Source organism: Vreelandella venusta (assembly GCF_015689495.1).
Classification (GTDB): Bacteria; Pseudomonadota; Gammaproteobacteria; order Pseudomonadales; family Halomonadaceae; genus Vreelandella; species Vreelandella venusta.
The window spans coordinates 1265581-1281063 of record NZ_CP065135.1; the positions used below are offsets into that span (position 1 = coordinate 1265581).

The following is a 15483-nucleotide window of genomic DNA, read 5'->3' on the forward strand; positions in this document are numbered from 1 at the left end:
AGCCGTCTACTGCCCGCGCTTACGCAGTAGAATATACACTGCGCCTGTACCGCCATCGATATCGGTGGCGGAACAGAACGCCAAGACACCGGGCCACTCTCTTAACCACGCATTGGTATGGCTTTTAAGCACCGGAAAGTCTGAGGTGGTGCCCCAGGCCTTACCATGCACGACTAGAACGCAGCGCATGCCTTGTGCAGCGGCGTCGCGCAAAAAACTTTCCAGCTCAATCCTCGCTTCTTCTAGGGTATAACCGTGTAAATCCAACCCCGCTTGCCACGCAGTTTGGCCACGTTTTAACTGGCTAAAGGTGCGCCAAGGTAGGTCGGGCACGCTGAATTCCAGATACTCTGAGGGGCGTACCGCCTCTACTCGACCGTCGGTCGTGCGACCGCTGGTTTGCAGCGTGTTGCTCTCTACTGCCGCTTGTCGACGTGCTTGCAGGGCAGTTTCGTCGTTGCGCTTAGGCTTGCCGGTGTCAGCTTGATTACTGGCAATACGGCGCACGCCTGCTGCCTGCAGCGCTTGGCGAAAGGCACTGATATCGTCGTCGTTGGGCAGGTGTCGCGTCATGGTCGGCTCAAATAGAGAAATGAAGTGTTAACAAATAAGCATAATTGAGAAGCGCACAGTATAGCGAGCTTGTCGTTGCTGTGAACCGTTCACCGTGAACCACGCGCTGTGAACCAGACGGCGTCAAAGGTACAATCCTTCCATGAACTTTTTACACGCCAGGAGCCGCTGTGACCACGCATCTCAATGATGAGACCTCCCATTCAATGCTTTCGTTGCCGGAATCGGCATTGGTGAGCGAGCTTTTTACACTGCGCGATTACTTACGCTGGGTGTCCAGCGAGTTTTATCTGGCGGGGTTGCACTATGGGCATGGTACGGAATCGCCCTGGGACGAAGCCGTTGCGCTTTGCTTAGGCGCACTGCATCTGCCATGGAACGTCGACCCGGCTGTGCTGGATGCACGTTTGCTGCCAGTAGAGCGCGAACGCATTATCCGACTAGCGCGAGAGCGGGTGACGACTCGTCGCCCGCTGCCTTACCTATTAGGCGAGGCTTTTTTTGCAGGATTCCCGTTCAGTGTTGACGAACGCGTGTTAATTCCGCGCTCGCCTATTGCTGAATTGATTGAAGACGGCTTTGCTGCATGGTTCCCGGAAGAACCGCCCACCCGAGTATTGGACTTATGTACCGGGTCTGGCTGTATCGGCATTGCCACGGCATTGGTGTTGCCTACCTGCGAAGTGGCGTTGGCGGATATTAGCCAGGATGCTTTAGCGGTTGCTCGTCAAAACATTACCCGTCACGACGTTGGTGATCGCGTGCGGGCTGTCGAATCCGATGTGTTTGATAGCCTGGAAGGGCAGCGTTTTGACCTGATCGTATCTAACCCACCTTATGTGGATGCGCGTGATCTGGCCACTATGCCTGCCGAGTTCCGCCATGAGCCTGCTCTGGCGTTAGGCGCTGGTAACGACGGGTTGGATATCGTGCGACGCATTCTGCGTGAGGCACGCCAGCACCTAACCGACGAGGGCTGGCTGATTGTTGAAGTTGGCAATTCCGACCGCCATGTGGAGGCTGCTTTCCCTGAAGTACCCTTTATCTGGCTTGAATTCGAGCGTGGCGGCCAGGGTGTTTTTGCCTTGAGCGCCGCTGAACTCGACGCCCATGCGGCGTCTTTTGTGTAAGGAACTAACGCCCATGTCTGGCAATACCTTTGGCAAGCTATTTACCGTTACCACGTTTGGTGAGAGTCACGGCCCTGCTTTAGGCGCTATTGTTGACGGTTGTCCGCCTGGCATACCGATCAGTGAAGCAGACCTGCAGATCGACCTAGACCGCCGCCGTCCAGGTAGCTCTCGACACACCACTCAGCGTAAAGAGCCGGATCAGGTGCGGATCCTTTCTGGCGTGTTTGAAGGCAAAACCACGGGGACGTCGATTGGTTTATTGATCGAGAACACCGATCAGCGCTCCAAAGACTACTCTAAAATCAAAGATCAATTCCGTCCCGCCCACGCTGACTACACCTATCATCATAAGTATGGTCACCGCGACTATCGGGGCGGCGGTCGTTCTAGCGCGCGAGAAACAGCCATGCGTGTTGCTGCTGGCGCTATTGCCAAGCAGGTACTGGCCGCGCAAGGGATTCAGATTCGCGGTTATATGAGCCAGTTGGGGCCCATTAAAATCGAATTCAAAACCTGGGACGCGGTAGCCGAAAATGCCTTTTTCTGCCCTGACCCGGACAAAGTGGCCGAACTTGAAGCCTATATGGATCAGCTGCGTCGGGATCAAGATTCCGTAGGCGCTGAAATAACCGTGATTGCCGACGGTGTGCCGGTCGGGTTAGGCGAGCCGGTCTTCGACCGTTTAGATGCTGATCTGGCGCATGGTTTGATGAGCATCAATGCGGTAAAAGGGATAGAAATCGGCGCTGGATTTGGTTGCATTGCTCAGCGTGGCAGCGAGCACCGCGACGAGATGACGCCCGAAGGGTTTCTATCTAATCACGCGGGCGGGGTGTTGGGCGGAATCTCCAGTGGCCAGCCGATCGTCGCTCGATTAGCGTTGAAGCCAACGTCAAGTATTACCACGCCAGGGCGATCAATTGATGTACATGGTCAGCCAGTTGAGGTAATAACGAAAGGCCGCCATGACCCGTGTGTCGGTATTCGTGCGACGCCTATCGCTGAGGCGATGATGGCGATCACACTGCTAGATCATTGGCTACGTCATCGTGGACAGAATGGAGATGTTAGCGTTGACACGCCACGTTTAGAACAACAATAACAGCACGGTGCGCCTAGCGTAACGCTGCTACACTCTAGGAAGATGGTTAAGGAGTCGCCTATGAAGATCAACGTTGAATTTGACCTGACACCGGATGAGTTTCGCCAATCGCTAGGGCTACCGGATGTTGAGGCGTTTCAGCAAAGCCTGCTGGAAAATATTCAGCGGCAAATGGAGTCAGGGGTGGATGGCTACGACCCTATGAGTCTAATGCGTCCTTTCCTGCAGCAGCCGATGATGCAACAAGGTCTGTCCCAAGGGTTAGCCAACTTCGGCACATATCAACAGATGATGTTGGACATGTTGCGCAAAGCGGGCTCCTCCGGCAGCGGTGCCGAACAGGATGGCGGCATAGGTCAAGGCGAGTCTCAAGAGGCTACCAAGTCAGCAGCGTCAGGTAGAAGCGCATCAAGTGCGAGAAGCTCCAAAGCGAAAGCGACGGCTTCTTCGCGCTCTCGCACTAAAGGGTAGAACTGTCATGTGAAATGTGTAGCGTTGTTGAGCGTACTGCCAAGAATGTTGCAAAGCAGCATTACAGCGTTTACTCTTTTTGCAGTGCAGCAATTTTGCCATGTGATGAGCCACTCCAGGCTCATGCCAAGGAATGAGAGACAGGAGCAGACACTATGCAAGATAAAATGATGGACGCCTTTAGTACCCAAACCCGCCAAATGTTTGAGCCAATGCGTAAGATGAACTCGCTGATGCTCAACAATATGGAAAAAATGACCCAGTATCAGCTGGAAGCAATGAAGCGCTACAGCCAGATGGGCACCGAGCGTATTCGTAGCGCGACGGAAATTGACGATGCAGAGAGCCTGCGTGATTTTGGCACCAAACAAGCCGAAATGATGAACGAGCTTTCTCAGCAGATGCAGGAAGATGCCCGCGTCATGGGTGAGATGAGTTTGCAGTTCAAATCTGAAATGGAAAAGCTGTTCAGCGAAGCTGGGCAGAAAATGAGCGAGCAAGCCACCTCAGCCGCGAAAAGTGAACAACCTGCGAAAGCGACTAGCCAGTCTTCACGCAAAAGCTAAACGCAACTATGTTCGCGGCGCCTTAAAGGCGCCGCGTTCTTTTGGATGATGTGCCTGGGCAAAGAATGCCAAGCAGGTGAGGGGAGAGTGAGTATGCTGTCAGGATGGAAAATGCCGTCTCAAGGTGTTTCTCAAGAAGAGCTTGAAGCATGGAAAGTGCAGCTAAGCAATGTCGGTGAACAGTACAAAGGCCTACTTGAAGATTTACTGTCACGGATAGCCCCCAGTGAAGCTGCTGACTCCGTCTACAGTGATATGCGTGAAAGCTTTGAAGCTGCCGCGCAATCGCTCATGAGTAACCCTAACTTGTTGTGGCAAACCCAGTCGCGCCTTATGCAAGATCAGTGGCTGCTGTGGCAACAGAGCGTGCGCGCTATGTCTGGTGAGCAGGTGACGCCATTGATAACCCCTGCTAAAGGTGATCGCCGCTTTAAAGATGAAGCCTGGACGCAAGAGCCTTACTACTTGGCGATTATGCAGCAGTATCTGCTGTTTTCGCAGATGGTAGAGGAACTCATAGAAGACCTGGAGGGCCTAGACCCGACGCAAAAGCGCAATCTGGCGTTTTATGCTCGGCAGTTGGTAAACGCCATGTCGCCGACTAACTTCGTGTCGACTAACCCGGAAGTGATGCGCTGTACCTTGGAAACTCGCGGGCAGAACTTGGTGGATGGTTTGACGCGTCTGCGAGAAGACCTGGCGAACTCAGCCGAAGGTATCAATGTACGCATGACCGATCGAAGTGCCTTTGGTATTGGCGATAACATTGCGGTTACCCCGGGTGCCGTGGTGTATGAAAATGAGCTAATTCAGCTGATTCAATACACTCCCACCACGGAAAAGACCTTTAAAACGCCACTGCTAATTGTGCCCCCATGGATCAATAAGTATTACATTCTCGACCTGCGAGAAGATAATTCGCTGGTCAAGTGGATGGTGAATCAAGGGCATAGCGTATTCTTAATCTCCTGGCGTAACCCCGGTCCAGAACAGCGTGACATCACCTGGGCTGATTACATGCAAATGGGCCCGGTTAGCGCGATAGAGGCCATTGAGCAAGCCTGTGGCGAGAAGTCAGTCAACCTGTTGAGCTACTGTGTGGGCGGGACACTAACCGCTTCAACGGTCGCTTACCTGACAAGCACGCGGCGTGGTCGCAAGGTGAAGTCTGTTACTTACATGGCGACGCTGCAAGATTTCCGCGATCCTGGTGATATTGGCGTATTCCTTAACGAGCGCGTGGTTGAGGGAATCGAAAGCACGCTAGCAATAAAGGGGTATTTAGATGGCCGCTCAATGGCTTATACCTTTAATTTATTGCGTGAGAATGATCTGTTCTGGTCGTTCTATATTAATAATTATCTGAAGGGCGAAACGCCTGCCGCGTTTGATCTGCTGTATTGGAATACCGATGGCACAAACCTGACAGCAGGTACGCATGCTTGGTATCTGCGCCATATGTATTTAGAAAACCGCTTGGTCGAGCCGGGTGGCATTGAGTTAGACGAGGTGAAGATTGACCTTCGTAAAATATCGGCGCCTTGTTATTTCGTATCAACGAAAGAAGATCACATCGCTAAGTGGAACAGTACGTATTATGGGGCACTGTTGCCCAAAGGGCCGGTGACGTTTGTGTTGGGTGGTTCTGGCCATATTGCGGGCATTGTGAACCCCCCTCATAAGAATAAATACGGCTATTGGACCAACGATGCGCTGCCCGAAACGCATGATGCGTGGCAGGAAGGCTCGACCTTTAATGAAGGTTCCTGGTGGCCGCATTGGCAGGCCTGGGTAACGGAAAATGGCTATGCAGATCCTGATCCGGAAAAAATGGTGGCCGCGCGTCAGCCAGGAGAAGGGGGGTTAAGTGTTATTGAAAGTGCTCCTGGTCGTTATGTGAAAATGACGATTCCCGAGGTGCTAGGCGAACTCCCTACCAAGCAATGACTTGCCTCCACAAAGTGGTGGGCTGATGACAAGCCGTTACGTATACCTGCGTGCGAACGGTAACATTTAGAGTGGTGAAAATGGCGGTGTATGTCTCAATAAGGGTGACTAAATGAGGCATCATCGCCATTTGCGTCTCTACTAAGTATGCTTGGCCTAAAGCAAGTTGCCGCACTCCTTACCGTTAAGCGAGGTTCTCGCCATGCCCCCGACTGCCCGTTCTTTATTTTCGCCAGTGGTAACAGATGTCCACGCCCATCATAGCCACGGGGCATGCTGTTGTGGGTCGCCGATATTGCAACGCTTTCATGAACGGGTGATGGCAGAAATAACCCGTCGCCAAATGCTTGGGGGAACAGCGGCGGTGATGGCACTCTTCGCAGGTTTACATGTGCCGTTTGCCGTTGGCCAACAACCGAAAGCCGATGATGGACCGCTACTGTTAACCAATTTAAGCCTGTTTGATGGCAGTGGTGGCCCGCTGCGTGATGGCGTATCCGTCAGGGTAGAGAATGGCCGTATCGACGCTATTCTGGACGGTAGTGGCGAGGTGGGCGGTATTAATGTCATTGATTGCGGCGGTCGTGTATTGATGCCCGGTTTGATTGATGCCCATTGGCATACCACCTTGGCAGCCATCTCTCAGGTGGAAGCTATGACTGCTGATATTGGCTATGTGCATTTGGTGGCAGCCAGAGAAGCAGAGCGAACCTTAATGCGTGGCGTGACTTCAGTCAGGGATGTTGGGGGGCCATCGTTTGCGTTAAAGCGTGCTATTGATGAAGGGATCGTGAATGGCCCTAGGGTGTTTCCCGCAGGGGCGATGATTTCCCAAACATCGGGGCACGGTGATTTTAGAATGCGCCATGACGTACCTCGTGGCAGCACAACGCCGCTAAGTGAAGCAGAACGTCAAGGCGTTGCAATGATTGCGGATGGTGAGGCTGAAGTGCTCAGGCGCACGCGCGAGCAGCTAATGCTAGGCTCCTCGCAGATCAAGTTGATGGCAGGCGGTGGAGTAGCATCGCTCTACGACCCTTTAGACAGTACTCAGTTTTCAGAACGAGAACTACGCGCAGCGGTTGAGGCTGCCGATGACTGGGGCACCTATGTGATGGTGCATGTATATACGCCCCGCGGCATACAGCGCGCTCTGCGGGCTGGTGTTAAGTCGATTGAGCATGGCCAATTAGCCGATGAAGAATCGGTAAGAATGATGGCTGGAGAGGGCGCATGGTGGAGCCTTCAGCCTTTCCTACAAGATGAAGATGCCAACGTTTATCCTGATGCCGCGCGCCGAGAGTCTCAGCGCCAAGTAGCTGAAGGCACCGTACGCGCTTATGAAATGGCGCAGCGGTTTAATGTGAAAACTGCCTGGGGTACAGACATTCTTTTTAGCCCTAAAAACACCCCGAACCAGCTGCGACATTTGGCAAAATTGACGCGCTTTTACGATCCGCTAACCGTATTGGCAATGGCAACGGGGCATAACGGTGATTTGTTGTCACTTTCCGGTCCTCGTAATCCCTATCCTGGTGTACTTGGACGAATTGAACCGGGTGCACTAGCTGATCTGTTGGTCGTCGATGGCGATCCAAGTCGCGATCTAGACTTTCTAAACGATCCAGAGAGTAAACTTCGAATGATTATGAAAGGTGGGCGAATTTATAAAGAGCAGCTATAACAACTGCTGAATATAATTTTAAAAATTTTCTGTTAAAACGACATTTTATTACTTGTTGACCAGTGCCTGAATAATATTAAGCGGGCACTGATCATAGGTAATCATTGGTTCGATAGTATCTATATTCTTGCAATGTATGCATCAGCACTTGGCACTGCGACGATAATTCAACTGATACGCATGGCTTAGCAAGGGCGGTTACACCGCCCTTGTCCACTGGAAACGGCCTTCTTGGTTTTAACGCTTGCGTATCAAGCCCGGTAACAGTAGTAGGCCAGCGAATAGCCATGCAGGCCAACTACCTGTGCGGGTAAACGGTGTTGCCCCTTTCATGGCGTAAAATTCGCCAATAAGGTAGGTGGTTTCAAATTGTGCGGCGCTATCTACCAGCTCGCCACGGGGATTAATAATCGCGGTAATGCCGTTGCTGGTGGCGCGCACGACGTAACGGCCATTCTCTAGCGCGCGCAGGCGGGCCATTTGCAAGTGTTGGTGTGGGCCAATGGAAGCGCCAAACCAAGTGTCATTAGATATCGTTACAATCACGTCGCTGTCTGCTGCACGGCGTGCCACCAGTTGCGGGTAGATAATCTCATAGCAAATAGCGTTGCCAATGGTCACGCCGGCGGCCTGCATGGGTGTTTGTTCGGAGGCGCCTTTAGAAAAACTCGACATTGGTAGATCAAAGAAGTCGATAGCACCCCGTAACACACTTTCAAGCGGCAAGTATTCGCCAAACGGCACGAGGTGCTCTTTTTGGTAATTGCCCTCTACGTTGCCAACACCAATCACGCTATTGAAATAACGGTTGTCCTCGTCGAGTTGGACAATGCCAGTTAATAGCGCAGTGCTGGGCGGTAAGTTGGCTTGTACGCGTTCTAACACCGGGCGAGCTTGGTTATCGATCATTGGTAGGGCGGTTTCGGGCCACAAAATGAGGTCGGCATCATCCGCGACACGGCGGGTTAAATCGCTATAAGTATTGGCTGCTACGCGCTGGCCTTCGGAGGTCCACTTTAATAGCTGGGGTAGGTTACCCTGAAGTAGCGCAACGCGGGTGGGCTCGCTTGCTGGTGTTGTCCAGAGTGAGGGCAGTGCCAGCGGGATGAACCAAATAGCGGCTAATGGCAGTGCTGCCCACCATTGGCGTCGCAGCAGTTCAGCGCCTAAGGTGCCGGTGAGCACAACCAGTAAGGAAAGCAAGTAAACACCGCCTACTGGTGCCCAGTTGGCCAGCGGTGAATCCACATAGCTGGAGCCAACCAGTAGCCACGGAAAGCCGGTAAACAGATAAGTGCGCAGCACTTCCCCTAGCACCCATGCCCCTGCAAAGCTAGCCAATGCCCAGCGCGGGCTGCAAAAACGTCGATAAAGCCAAAACGTGCCTGCAAAAAAGAGGGCTAATACGGACACAAACAGAGCGGTTAGAAATACCGCCAGGGGAACGCCGGTATAGCCGTAATCGTGAATGGATACGTATACCCAAGAAGTGCCGCTGGCGAAGAGCGCTACGCCGTATAGCCAGCCTTTTAGCGCTGCTTGAGCAGGGCTTAATGTATGCAGGCCAACATAAAGCAGGCCGATGGCGATGGGCCCTAGCCACCATAATTCAAACGGTGAAGCGGTAAGCGTCGTGAAACCGCCGGCCACCAGGGCAGCCAGCAGTTGAAGTGCAAAGGTGGGCGTCAACCCCATGGTGATATCCTATCGGCAGGTTGAAGTGGGCGGTTAGCTAGCCGTTGCTGTGGTCGCCATCGGTAGCATTTTCACTGGTGTCATCGGGATAAGCTTCCAGCAACCGGATGCGCCGATTATCGGCATTAAGAATGACGAACCGCCAGCCGCCCAGGCTCGTATGTTCGCCACGGCCTGGTAAGTGACCAAATTGTTGCATCACAAGGCCACCCACGGTATCGAATTCGTCATCTGAAAATTCGCTGCCAAAGCGTTCGTTGAAGTCTTCAATCGGTGTGAGAGCACGAATGGCGAAGTGGCCATTGTCCAGCGTGCGGATATCGTCCTCTTCATCGGTATCATGCTCATCTTCGATATCCCCAACGATCTGCTCCAGAATATCTTCGATAGTAATAATACCCGCTGTGCCGCCGTACTCATCCACCACAATGGCCATGTGATTGTGGGTATCACGAAACTCTTTCAGCAAGCTGTTTAGGCGTTTGGACTCGGGAATAAACATTGCCGGGCGCAGCACGTCTTCCAGCTTAAAGGCATCACGGCTTTCTTGCGTTTGAGAGAGCAGGGGGAGCAAATCTTTAACCAGTAAAATGCCTTTTACATCGTCAAGATTCTCGCCAATGACCGGATAGCGGGAGTGACCTGTTTCTTGAATTAATGGCAAATAGCCATCGCTGGTTTGATCAAGGGTAATGGCCGACACCTGAGAGCGTGGAATTAATATTTCACGCACTTGCTGATCGCTGATTTCAAGAGCGCCTTCAATAATCATAATAGCGTCTTGATCTAGTTTCAGTTTTCCTGCGGTGTGGCGTAAAAACGTCATTAGCTCATCGCGGGAGCTAGGTTCGTCATTGTCTCCGGAAAGGGCGCCAAAGAGTTTCTCGAGCCAGGATTTTTGATTTGAGTTGCTCGATCGGTCTTCGCTCATTGCGTCTAATCTCTCTATTACGTGCAAATAGTGACTTGCAAATAGTTGTGTGCAAACAGTACGTCAAAGCACTACTAAAAAACAGCTATGAAACCTCTGATTAACTACGCTTGGCCATACTGCGTTAAAAATCGCCTCGAACGTGAGTCCGATTCTTTTTTCGTTAATTTTTGCCTTGTCTGGCCTGCGCTCATCACATTAATCAGAGGCTCCCTATGTGAAGATGGCTACAGGTAAACAGCCTGTCGTTTTATCACTGAGTCGGGGGATACACCACCCTAAAAGTAATTATCGATCAGGTTAACAGCTTACTCGTGATACGGGTCAGGAATATTGAGAGTGGCAAGCAGCTCGCGCTCTAATTGTTCCATTTCTTCCGCTTCTTGCTCTTCAATGTGGTCATAGCCCATTAAGTGCAGTGTACCGTGCACCACCATGTGCGCGTAATGATGCTCAAGAGGCTTCTGTTGTTCTTTGGCTTCATGGGCAACCACAGCATGGCAAATAATCAGGTCGCCAAGTAACGGTAAACAGACGCCGGGAGGATTCTCAAAAGGAAACGAGAGTACGTTGGTTGATTTATCATTACCCCGATAATCTCGATTGAGTGCTTGGCTTTCTGCTTCATCCACAAAGCGAATCGTCAGCTCTAAGCGGTCATCATCGGGGTGGTGTGAGAAGACGCAGCCCACCCAGTGGGTGAGCTGCTCAAGGGTAGGAAGCAACGGCTCATTGATGGCCGCCTGGCGGTCAATCACGATGTTACTCATCGAGGTGCCTCTCCTGTGCGCTCAAGTGCCTGCATGCGGGCTTCGCGCTCCTGTTGGCGAGCTTCACGGCGAGCGCGCTCCTGAACTTCCTGCTGCGACTCAAACTCGTCATAGGCTTCAATGATCCGCTGCACCAGCGGGTGACGTACAACGTCTTTCGCAGCAAAGTGGGTCACGCCGATGCCGGGAGTGTCCTTCAGAACATCCAGCACCTGTGAAAGGCCAGAACGCTGTCCGCGGGGAAGATCTACCTGGGTAATATCACCGGTAATCACCGCCGTTGAGCCAAAGCCAATCCGTGTTAGGAACATCTTCATCTGTTCCGGCGTGGTGTTCTGGCTTTCGTCCAGGATGATGTAGGAGTTATTCAGCGTACGCCCACGCATATAAGCCAGCGGGGCAATTTCGATCACTTGGCGCTCAATTAGCTTAGCGACCTGCTCGAAGCCGATCATCTCGTACAGCGCATCGTAGAGCGGGCGGAGATAAGGATCGATTTTCTGGGCAAGGTCGCCAGGAAGAAAGCCTAGCTTTTCGCCTGCTTCTACCGCTGGGCGGACTAACAGAATGCGGCGCACTTCCTGCTGATTTAGTGCTTCTACTGCCGCGGCAACCGCCAAGTACGTTTTTCCCGTACCGGCAGGCCCAATACCGAAATTGATATCGTGCTCGCGAATGCTTTGTACGTAGCGCTGCTGATTAAGGCCGCGAGGCTTAATCATGGTGCGCGGTGTACGCATGATCACGTCGTCGCTGTTAATGTCGCTATCCTCCTCTTCTTCTAGCGCTTCTAAGCCAGATTCCTGAAGGAAGAGGTGAACTGTATCTGCTTCAAGCTCCTCTGCCGCAGTTTCACGGTAAAGGTGCTCAAGCACGTTTGCAGCGGCTTTAATCCGATTGGCGGCGCCGGCCAGCTGAAACACGTTGCCACGGTTGCGCAACGTCACGTCCAGGCGGCTCTCAATCAGCTTTAGATGCTCGTCCTGTTGGCCGCAGAGACTAGCGAGACGCTGCGGGTCATTGGGTTCAAGGCTTAGGGTGATAATGCGATTGGCCTGAGGTGATGGCTGGCTCAAGAGTAAGAAACCCATTAGTTGATGTATGTGAGACTCAGCTTACTGCCCCGACGATGCCGGGGCAATTACCTAGGATAAGTGAGCAGTTAATAACGCTCTGGAGAGGCGAGATCGCCGCGCAGCGAGTTGGGCAGCGCTTCAGTAATCTCCACGTCTACAAAGTAGCCGATCAGTTCTGTTGGGTTGGCCGCCCGGAAATTAACCACGCGGTTATTCTCGGTGCGCCCAGAGAGTTGGCCCGGGTCTCGCGGTGAAAAACCGGATACCAGAACTCGCTGGGTCGTGCCCACCATGCGTCGACTGATCTGAGCTGCCTGCTGCAGAATTCGCTCCTGCAAAATGGCGAGACGCTGTTTTTTGACACTTTCTGGCGTTTCGTCCGGCAGGCCGGAGGCGGGGGTGCCTGGGCGTGCCGAGTAAACAAAACTAAACGAGTGATCAAAACCGATGCGATGAATCAGGTTCATCGTGGCTTCGAAATCCTCTTCGGTTTCGCCAGGGAAGCCGATGATAAAGTCGGAAGAGAAGCTAATATCCGGGCGGTTGGCGCGGATCCGCTCCATCTTCTCGATGTACTCTTCTGCAGTATGGCCGCGCTTCATCGCACTTAAAATACGGTCAGAACCTGACTGCACCGGTAAATGTAGGTGGCTCACCAGTTCCGGGATATCGGCAAACGCATCGACCAGGCTATCCGTAAATTCCACCGGGTGAGAGGTCGTAAAACGCACGCGATCAATGCCATCCACTGCAGCAACGCAGGCGATTAGCTCGGCAAGGTCGATTTCATCGCCTTCGTCATTTTCACCGCGATAAGCATTCACGTTCTGGCCAAGCAGGTTAATTTCGCGTACCCCTTGGTCGGCTAAGTGAATGACTTCATCAATAACTGATTCAAAGGGGCGCGAGACTTCTTCACCGCGGGTATAAGGCACGACGCAGAATGTGCAGTATTTCGAGCAGCCTTCCATGACAGAAACAAAGGCGGTTGCGCCATCAGATTTTGGCTGTGGCAGGTGATCAAACTTTTCAATTTCTGGAAAAGTGACATCGACCGCGGCAATCTGGTTGCTATTGCGTGCGTCCAGCATTTTTGGCACGCGGTGAAGCGTTTGTGGGCCAAAAATCATATCGACAAAAGGCGCGCGCTTACGCAGTGCCTCGCCTTCTTGGCTTGCCACACAACCACCAACACCAATCACAAGGTCTGGGTTGGCGTCTTTTAGCTTTTTCCAGCGACCCAGTTGATGAAACACCTTGTCCTGCGCTTTTTCGCGAATAGAGCAGGTGTTCAACAAGATAACGTCGGCTTCTTTTTCGTTATCGGTCAATTCCAGCTGGTGAGATTCGCCGAGCAGATCTGCCATCCGCGAGGAGTCGTACTCGTTCATTTGGCAGCCGTGCGTTTTGATAAAGAGCTTCTTCGCCATCGGTACCTGTCATCTATGAGTCGTCGGGGGACGAGGGATGAATGAAAACATGAATGCAATCGTAATGGGCAGTGTAACGTACAGCCATTGAATGGCGGCATTATACGGACACAAGAAACCCGGGGCTAGCCGTTAACCTATAATCGATACTTGACCCGAGCGTTTCTATCAGTATACTACGCACCGTGTTTGAGCAGTTCCTCGATAGCTCAGTTGGTAGAGCAAATGACTGTTAATCATTGGGTCGCAGGTTCGAGTCCTGCTCGAGGAGCCAACATATTGAAGCCTAAAGCAGGTTTTATAGCGCTTTCAGTGGTGGCTTCGCTCTAAACACAACAGCAAAATGTAATGTTCCTCGATAGCTCAGTTGGTAGAGCAAATGACTGTTAATCATTGGGTCGCAGGTTCGAGTCCTGCTCGAGGAGCCAAATTGCTGTTCTGCTTTAATTACCGCCTACGGTAAACGTTCCCCGATAGCTCAGTTGGTAGAGCAAATGACTGTTAATCATTGGGTCGCAGGTTCGAGTCCTGCTCGGGGAGCCATTCTGATTTTTCTTACCCTTTAGTCTTTCCCTTCTCGCAATTTTTCTTGCGTGGTCACTGATCTAAAATGACCGTTCCGCATGGCTGTAATATATTTGTGATAACGCTAAATGCCTTTGCTCAATGCTCTAAGGTGTCTTTTTTGTGCCTGTCGGTTGGGGCGTATAGACTGTTTCGGCTACTCATTTTTGGGAAGATGTCCGTGAGAAAAACTGCCAGCCTGAATGCACTGCAGGTGTTCAAATGTCTAAGTGACGAAACACGATTAATGCTGGTGCTCTTGATCGCCAAAGAGCAATCACTATGCGTGTGTGAAATGACCTGTGCGCTAGAGGAGTCGCAGCCTAAAGTGTCGCGTCATTTGGCCCAGTTGCGTCAGTGTGGATTGCTAATCGATCAGCGGGAAGGGCAGTGGGTTTATTATCGTCTAGCCCCTCAATTACCTGGATGGGCGCAAGATATTATTCGTGCAGCTGCTGAAGGCAGTGCGGTGCAGTTGAGTGCGCACACTCAGCGATTGGCTAAGATGGGCGATCGGCCGACGCGGCGGGCAGCGCTATGCTGACTTGTCAATGCTTTCTCTTTGTGTAGGGCTTTGCGAAATAACGCCGTGCCTCTCAAGTACGCTTTCCAGCCAGAGTAAAAAAACGCGCACTTTGGGTGATAGGTTGCGTCGTTTGGTGAATAAAAAAGAGAGTGGAATTGATGGTGGCGGCGTGTCAGGTAGTATCTCTTTAAGATCGCCTCTTTCAAGAAGATGGCGTACATCATAGGCGGGTACTTGAATTAAGCCCAATCCAGATAAAGCCGCCGCGACATAGGCTTCGGCTCCGTCGACGGTAATAGCGCTGCGCATTTTGATTTCGATCAAGTGCTCGCCCTGCTGGAATTCTAGCGTCGCGGTTGAGGCCGGCAGCCGGGGAGAGTAGTTGATCAGTAAGTGAGAGTCCAGATCGTCAAGCTTCTTTGGTAGCCCGTGGCGAGCCAAGTAGGCGGGGCTGGCGCAGGTCACGAACTCCACTTCGCCAAGAGGGCGGCAAACAAGGTCTGAGTCAAGAAGCACTCCGAGCCGCAGCACGCAGTCGACGCCATCAGCGACTAGATCTACTTTCCTATCGCTTGCGCTTATGTCAATCGTCAGGTAGGGGTGCTGGGTGATAAAGTCTGATAATGCAGGGAGGACGAGCCTGCGAGCGATACGGCTAGGAATGTCGACGCGAAGTCGGCCGCTTAGACACAGGTTGCCAGGTAGGAACATCTGCTCGGAGGTAGTTACGGCATCGACGATATTCTGTGCCGTTTCTAGAAACCGCCTACCATCCTGGGTTGGAACGACCTTGCGAGTGCTGCGGAACAGTAGCTGCGTTTGCAGCCGGTCTTCCAATGCTTGGATTTCCGTTGAGACAGTAGAGCGCGGTATAGCCAGTGCCTCAGCTGCCCGCGTGAAATTTCCACTCTCCATCACTTGGATGAAGATTTGCATTTGCCTGATGCGATCCATTGCTATTGTTCGTATATTCCGACAGGTCTTGTCGATATTCGCATGTTTATCATGATCACAC

Annotated in this window: 14 protein-coding genes and 3 tRNA genes; 10 read left to right on the forward strand and 7 right to left on the reverse strand. The window is 52.3% G+C overall.

Features of this window, described 5'->3' with window-relative positions; all coding sequences use genetic code 11:
• Positions 1-6: 6 nt before the first annotated feature.
• Positions 7-573, reverse strand: coding sequence for a Smr/MutS family protein (locus tag IR195_RS05935; RefSeq protein WP_125746636.1), 567 nt, complete (start codon positions 571-573; stop codon positions 7-9).
• A 170-nt stretch (positions 574-743) separates the two neighbouring features.
• Between IR195_RS05935 and prmB the strand changes: the two genes are divergently transcribed.
• The 6 genes from prmB to IR195_RS05965 all read left to right on the forward strand — a co-directional run bounded on the left by prmB (position 744) and on the right by IR195_RS05965 (position 7476).
• Positions 744-1703, forward strand: a complete 960-nt coding sequence (prmB, locus tag IR195_RS05940; RefSeq protein WP_125746638.1) for a 50S ribosomal protein L3 N(5)-glutamine methyltransferase — start codon at positions 744-746, stop codon at positions 1701-1703.
• A gap of 13 nt (positions 1704-1716) precedes the next feature.
• Entirely contained in the window at positions 1717-2808 is a 1092-nt protein-coding gene (aroC, locus tag IR195_RS05945; protein ID WP_146945235.1) for a chorismate synthase, read from the forward strand.
• Between the two features lie 60 nt (positions 2809-2868).
• Positions 2869-3279, forward strand: a complete 411-nt coding sequence (locus IR195_RS05950) for a hypothetical protein (RefSeq protein ID WP_125746642.1) — start codon at positions 2869-2871, stop codon at positions 3277-3279.
• A 155-nt stretch (positions 3280-3434) separates the two neighbouring features.
• Positions 3435-3845 carry a phasin family protein gene (locus IR195_RS05955; protein WP_125746644.1) on the forward strand — a complete coding sequence of 137 codons (411 nt, stop codon included), beginning with the start codon at positions 3435-3437 and terminating at the stop codon, positions 3843-3845.
• 93 nt (positions 3846-3938) lie between these two features.
• The gene (gene phaC / locus IR195_RS05960) at positions 3939-5792 is read left to right on the forward strand and encodes a class I poly(R)-hydroxyalkanoic acid synthase (protein ID WP_206049017.1); all 1854 of its coding nucleotides are present in this window, start codon (positions 3939-3941) and stop codon (positions 5790-5792) included.
• A 319-nt stretch (positions 5793-6111) separates the two neighbouring features.
• Positions 6112-7476 (forward strand): metal-dependent hydrolase family protein, encoded by a 1365-nt coding sequence (locus IR195_RS05965; RefSeq protein ID WP_206049018.1) that lies wholly within the window; start codon positions 6112-6114, stop codon positions 7474-7476.
• A 237-nt stretch (positions 7477-7713) separates the two neighbouring features.
• Here the strand turns inward: IR195_RS05965 and lnt are convergent, their stop codons facing one another.
• The 5 genes from lnt to miaB form a co-directional block, all read right to left on the reverse strand.
• Entirely contained in the window at positions 7714-9171 is a 1458-nt protein-coding gene (gene lnt, locus IR195_RS05970; protein ID WP_206049019.1) for an apolipoprotein N-acyltransferase, read from the reverse strand.
• Positions 9172-9208: 37 nt separating this feature from the next.
• Positions 9209-10102 carry an HlyC/CorC family transporter gene (locus tag IR195_RS05975; protein ID WP_146945227.1) on the reverse strand — a complete coding sequence of 298 codons (894 nt, stop codon included), beginning with the start codon at positions 10100-10102 and terminating at the stop codon, positions 9209-9211.
• Positions 10103-10410: 308 nt separating this feature from the next.
• A complete protein-coding gene (gene ybeY, locus IR195_RS05980; protein WP_125746661.1) occupies positions 10411-10872 on the reverse strand; it encodes an rRNA maturation RNase YbeY in 462 nt (153 codons plus the stop codon).
• A complete protein-coding gene (locus IR195_RS05985) occupies positions 10869-11948 on the reverse strand; it encodes a PhoH family protein (protein WP_146945226.1) in 1080 nt (359 codons plus the stop codon). Before IR195_RS05985 ends, ybeY begins: the two co-directional genes overlap by 4 nt.
• A gap of 86 nt (positions 11949-12034) precedes the next feature.
• Positions 12035-13378, reverse strand: a complete 1344-nt coding sequence (gene miaB, locus IR195_RS05990; protein ID WP_172420340.1) for a tRNA (N6-isopentenyl adenosine(37)-C2)-methylthiotransferase MiaB — start codon at positions 13376-13378, stop codon at positions 12035-12037.
• Between the two features lie 198 nt (positions 13379-13576).
• Here miaB and IR195_RS05995 point away from each other — a divergent pair.
• The 4 genes from IR195_RS05995 to IR195_RS06010 all read left to right on the forward strand — a co-directional run bounded on the left by IR195_RS05995 (position 13577) and on the right by IR195_RS06010 (position 14486).
• Positions 13577-13652 (forward strand) — tRNA-Asn (locus tag IR195_RS05995).
• A 78-nt stretch (positions 13653-13730) separates the two neighbouring features.
• Positions 13731-13806: transfer RNA gene (locus IR195_RS06000), tRNA-Asn, on the forward strand.
• 39 nt (positions 13807-13845) lie between these two features.
• Positions 13846-13921: transfer RNA gene (locus IR195_RS06005), tRNA-Asn, on the forward strand.
• A 196-nt stretch (positions 13922-14117) separates the two neighbouring features.
• A complete protein-coding gene (locus tag IR195_RS06010; RefSeq protein ID WP_206049020.1) occupies positions 14118-14486 on the forward strand; it encodes a metalloregulator ArsR/SmtB family transcription factor in 369 nt (122 codons plus the stop codon).
• Here the strand turns inward: IR195_RS06010 and IR195_RS06015 are convergent.
• On the reverse strand, positions 14478-15404 hold the full coding sequence (locus IR195_RS06015) for a LysR family transcriptional regulator (protein ID WP_206049021.1): 927 nt from the start codon (positions 15402-15404) through the stop codon (positions 14478-14480). The genes IR195_RS06010 and IR195_RS06015 overlap by 9 nt on opposite strands.
• Positions 15405-15483 lie beyond the last annotated feature (79 nt).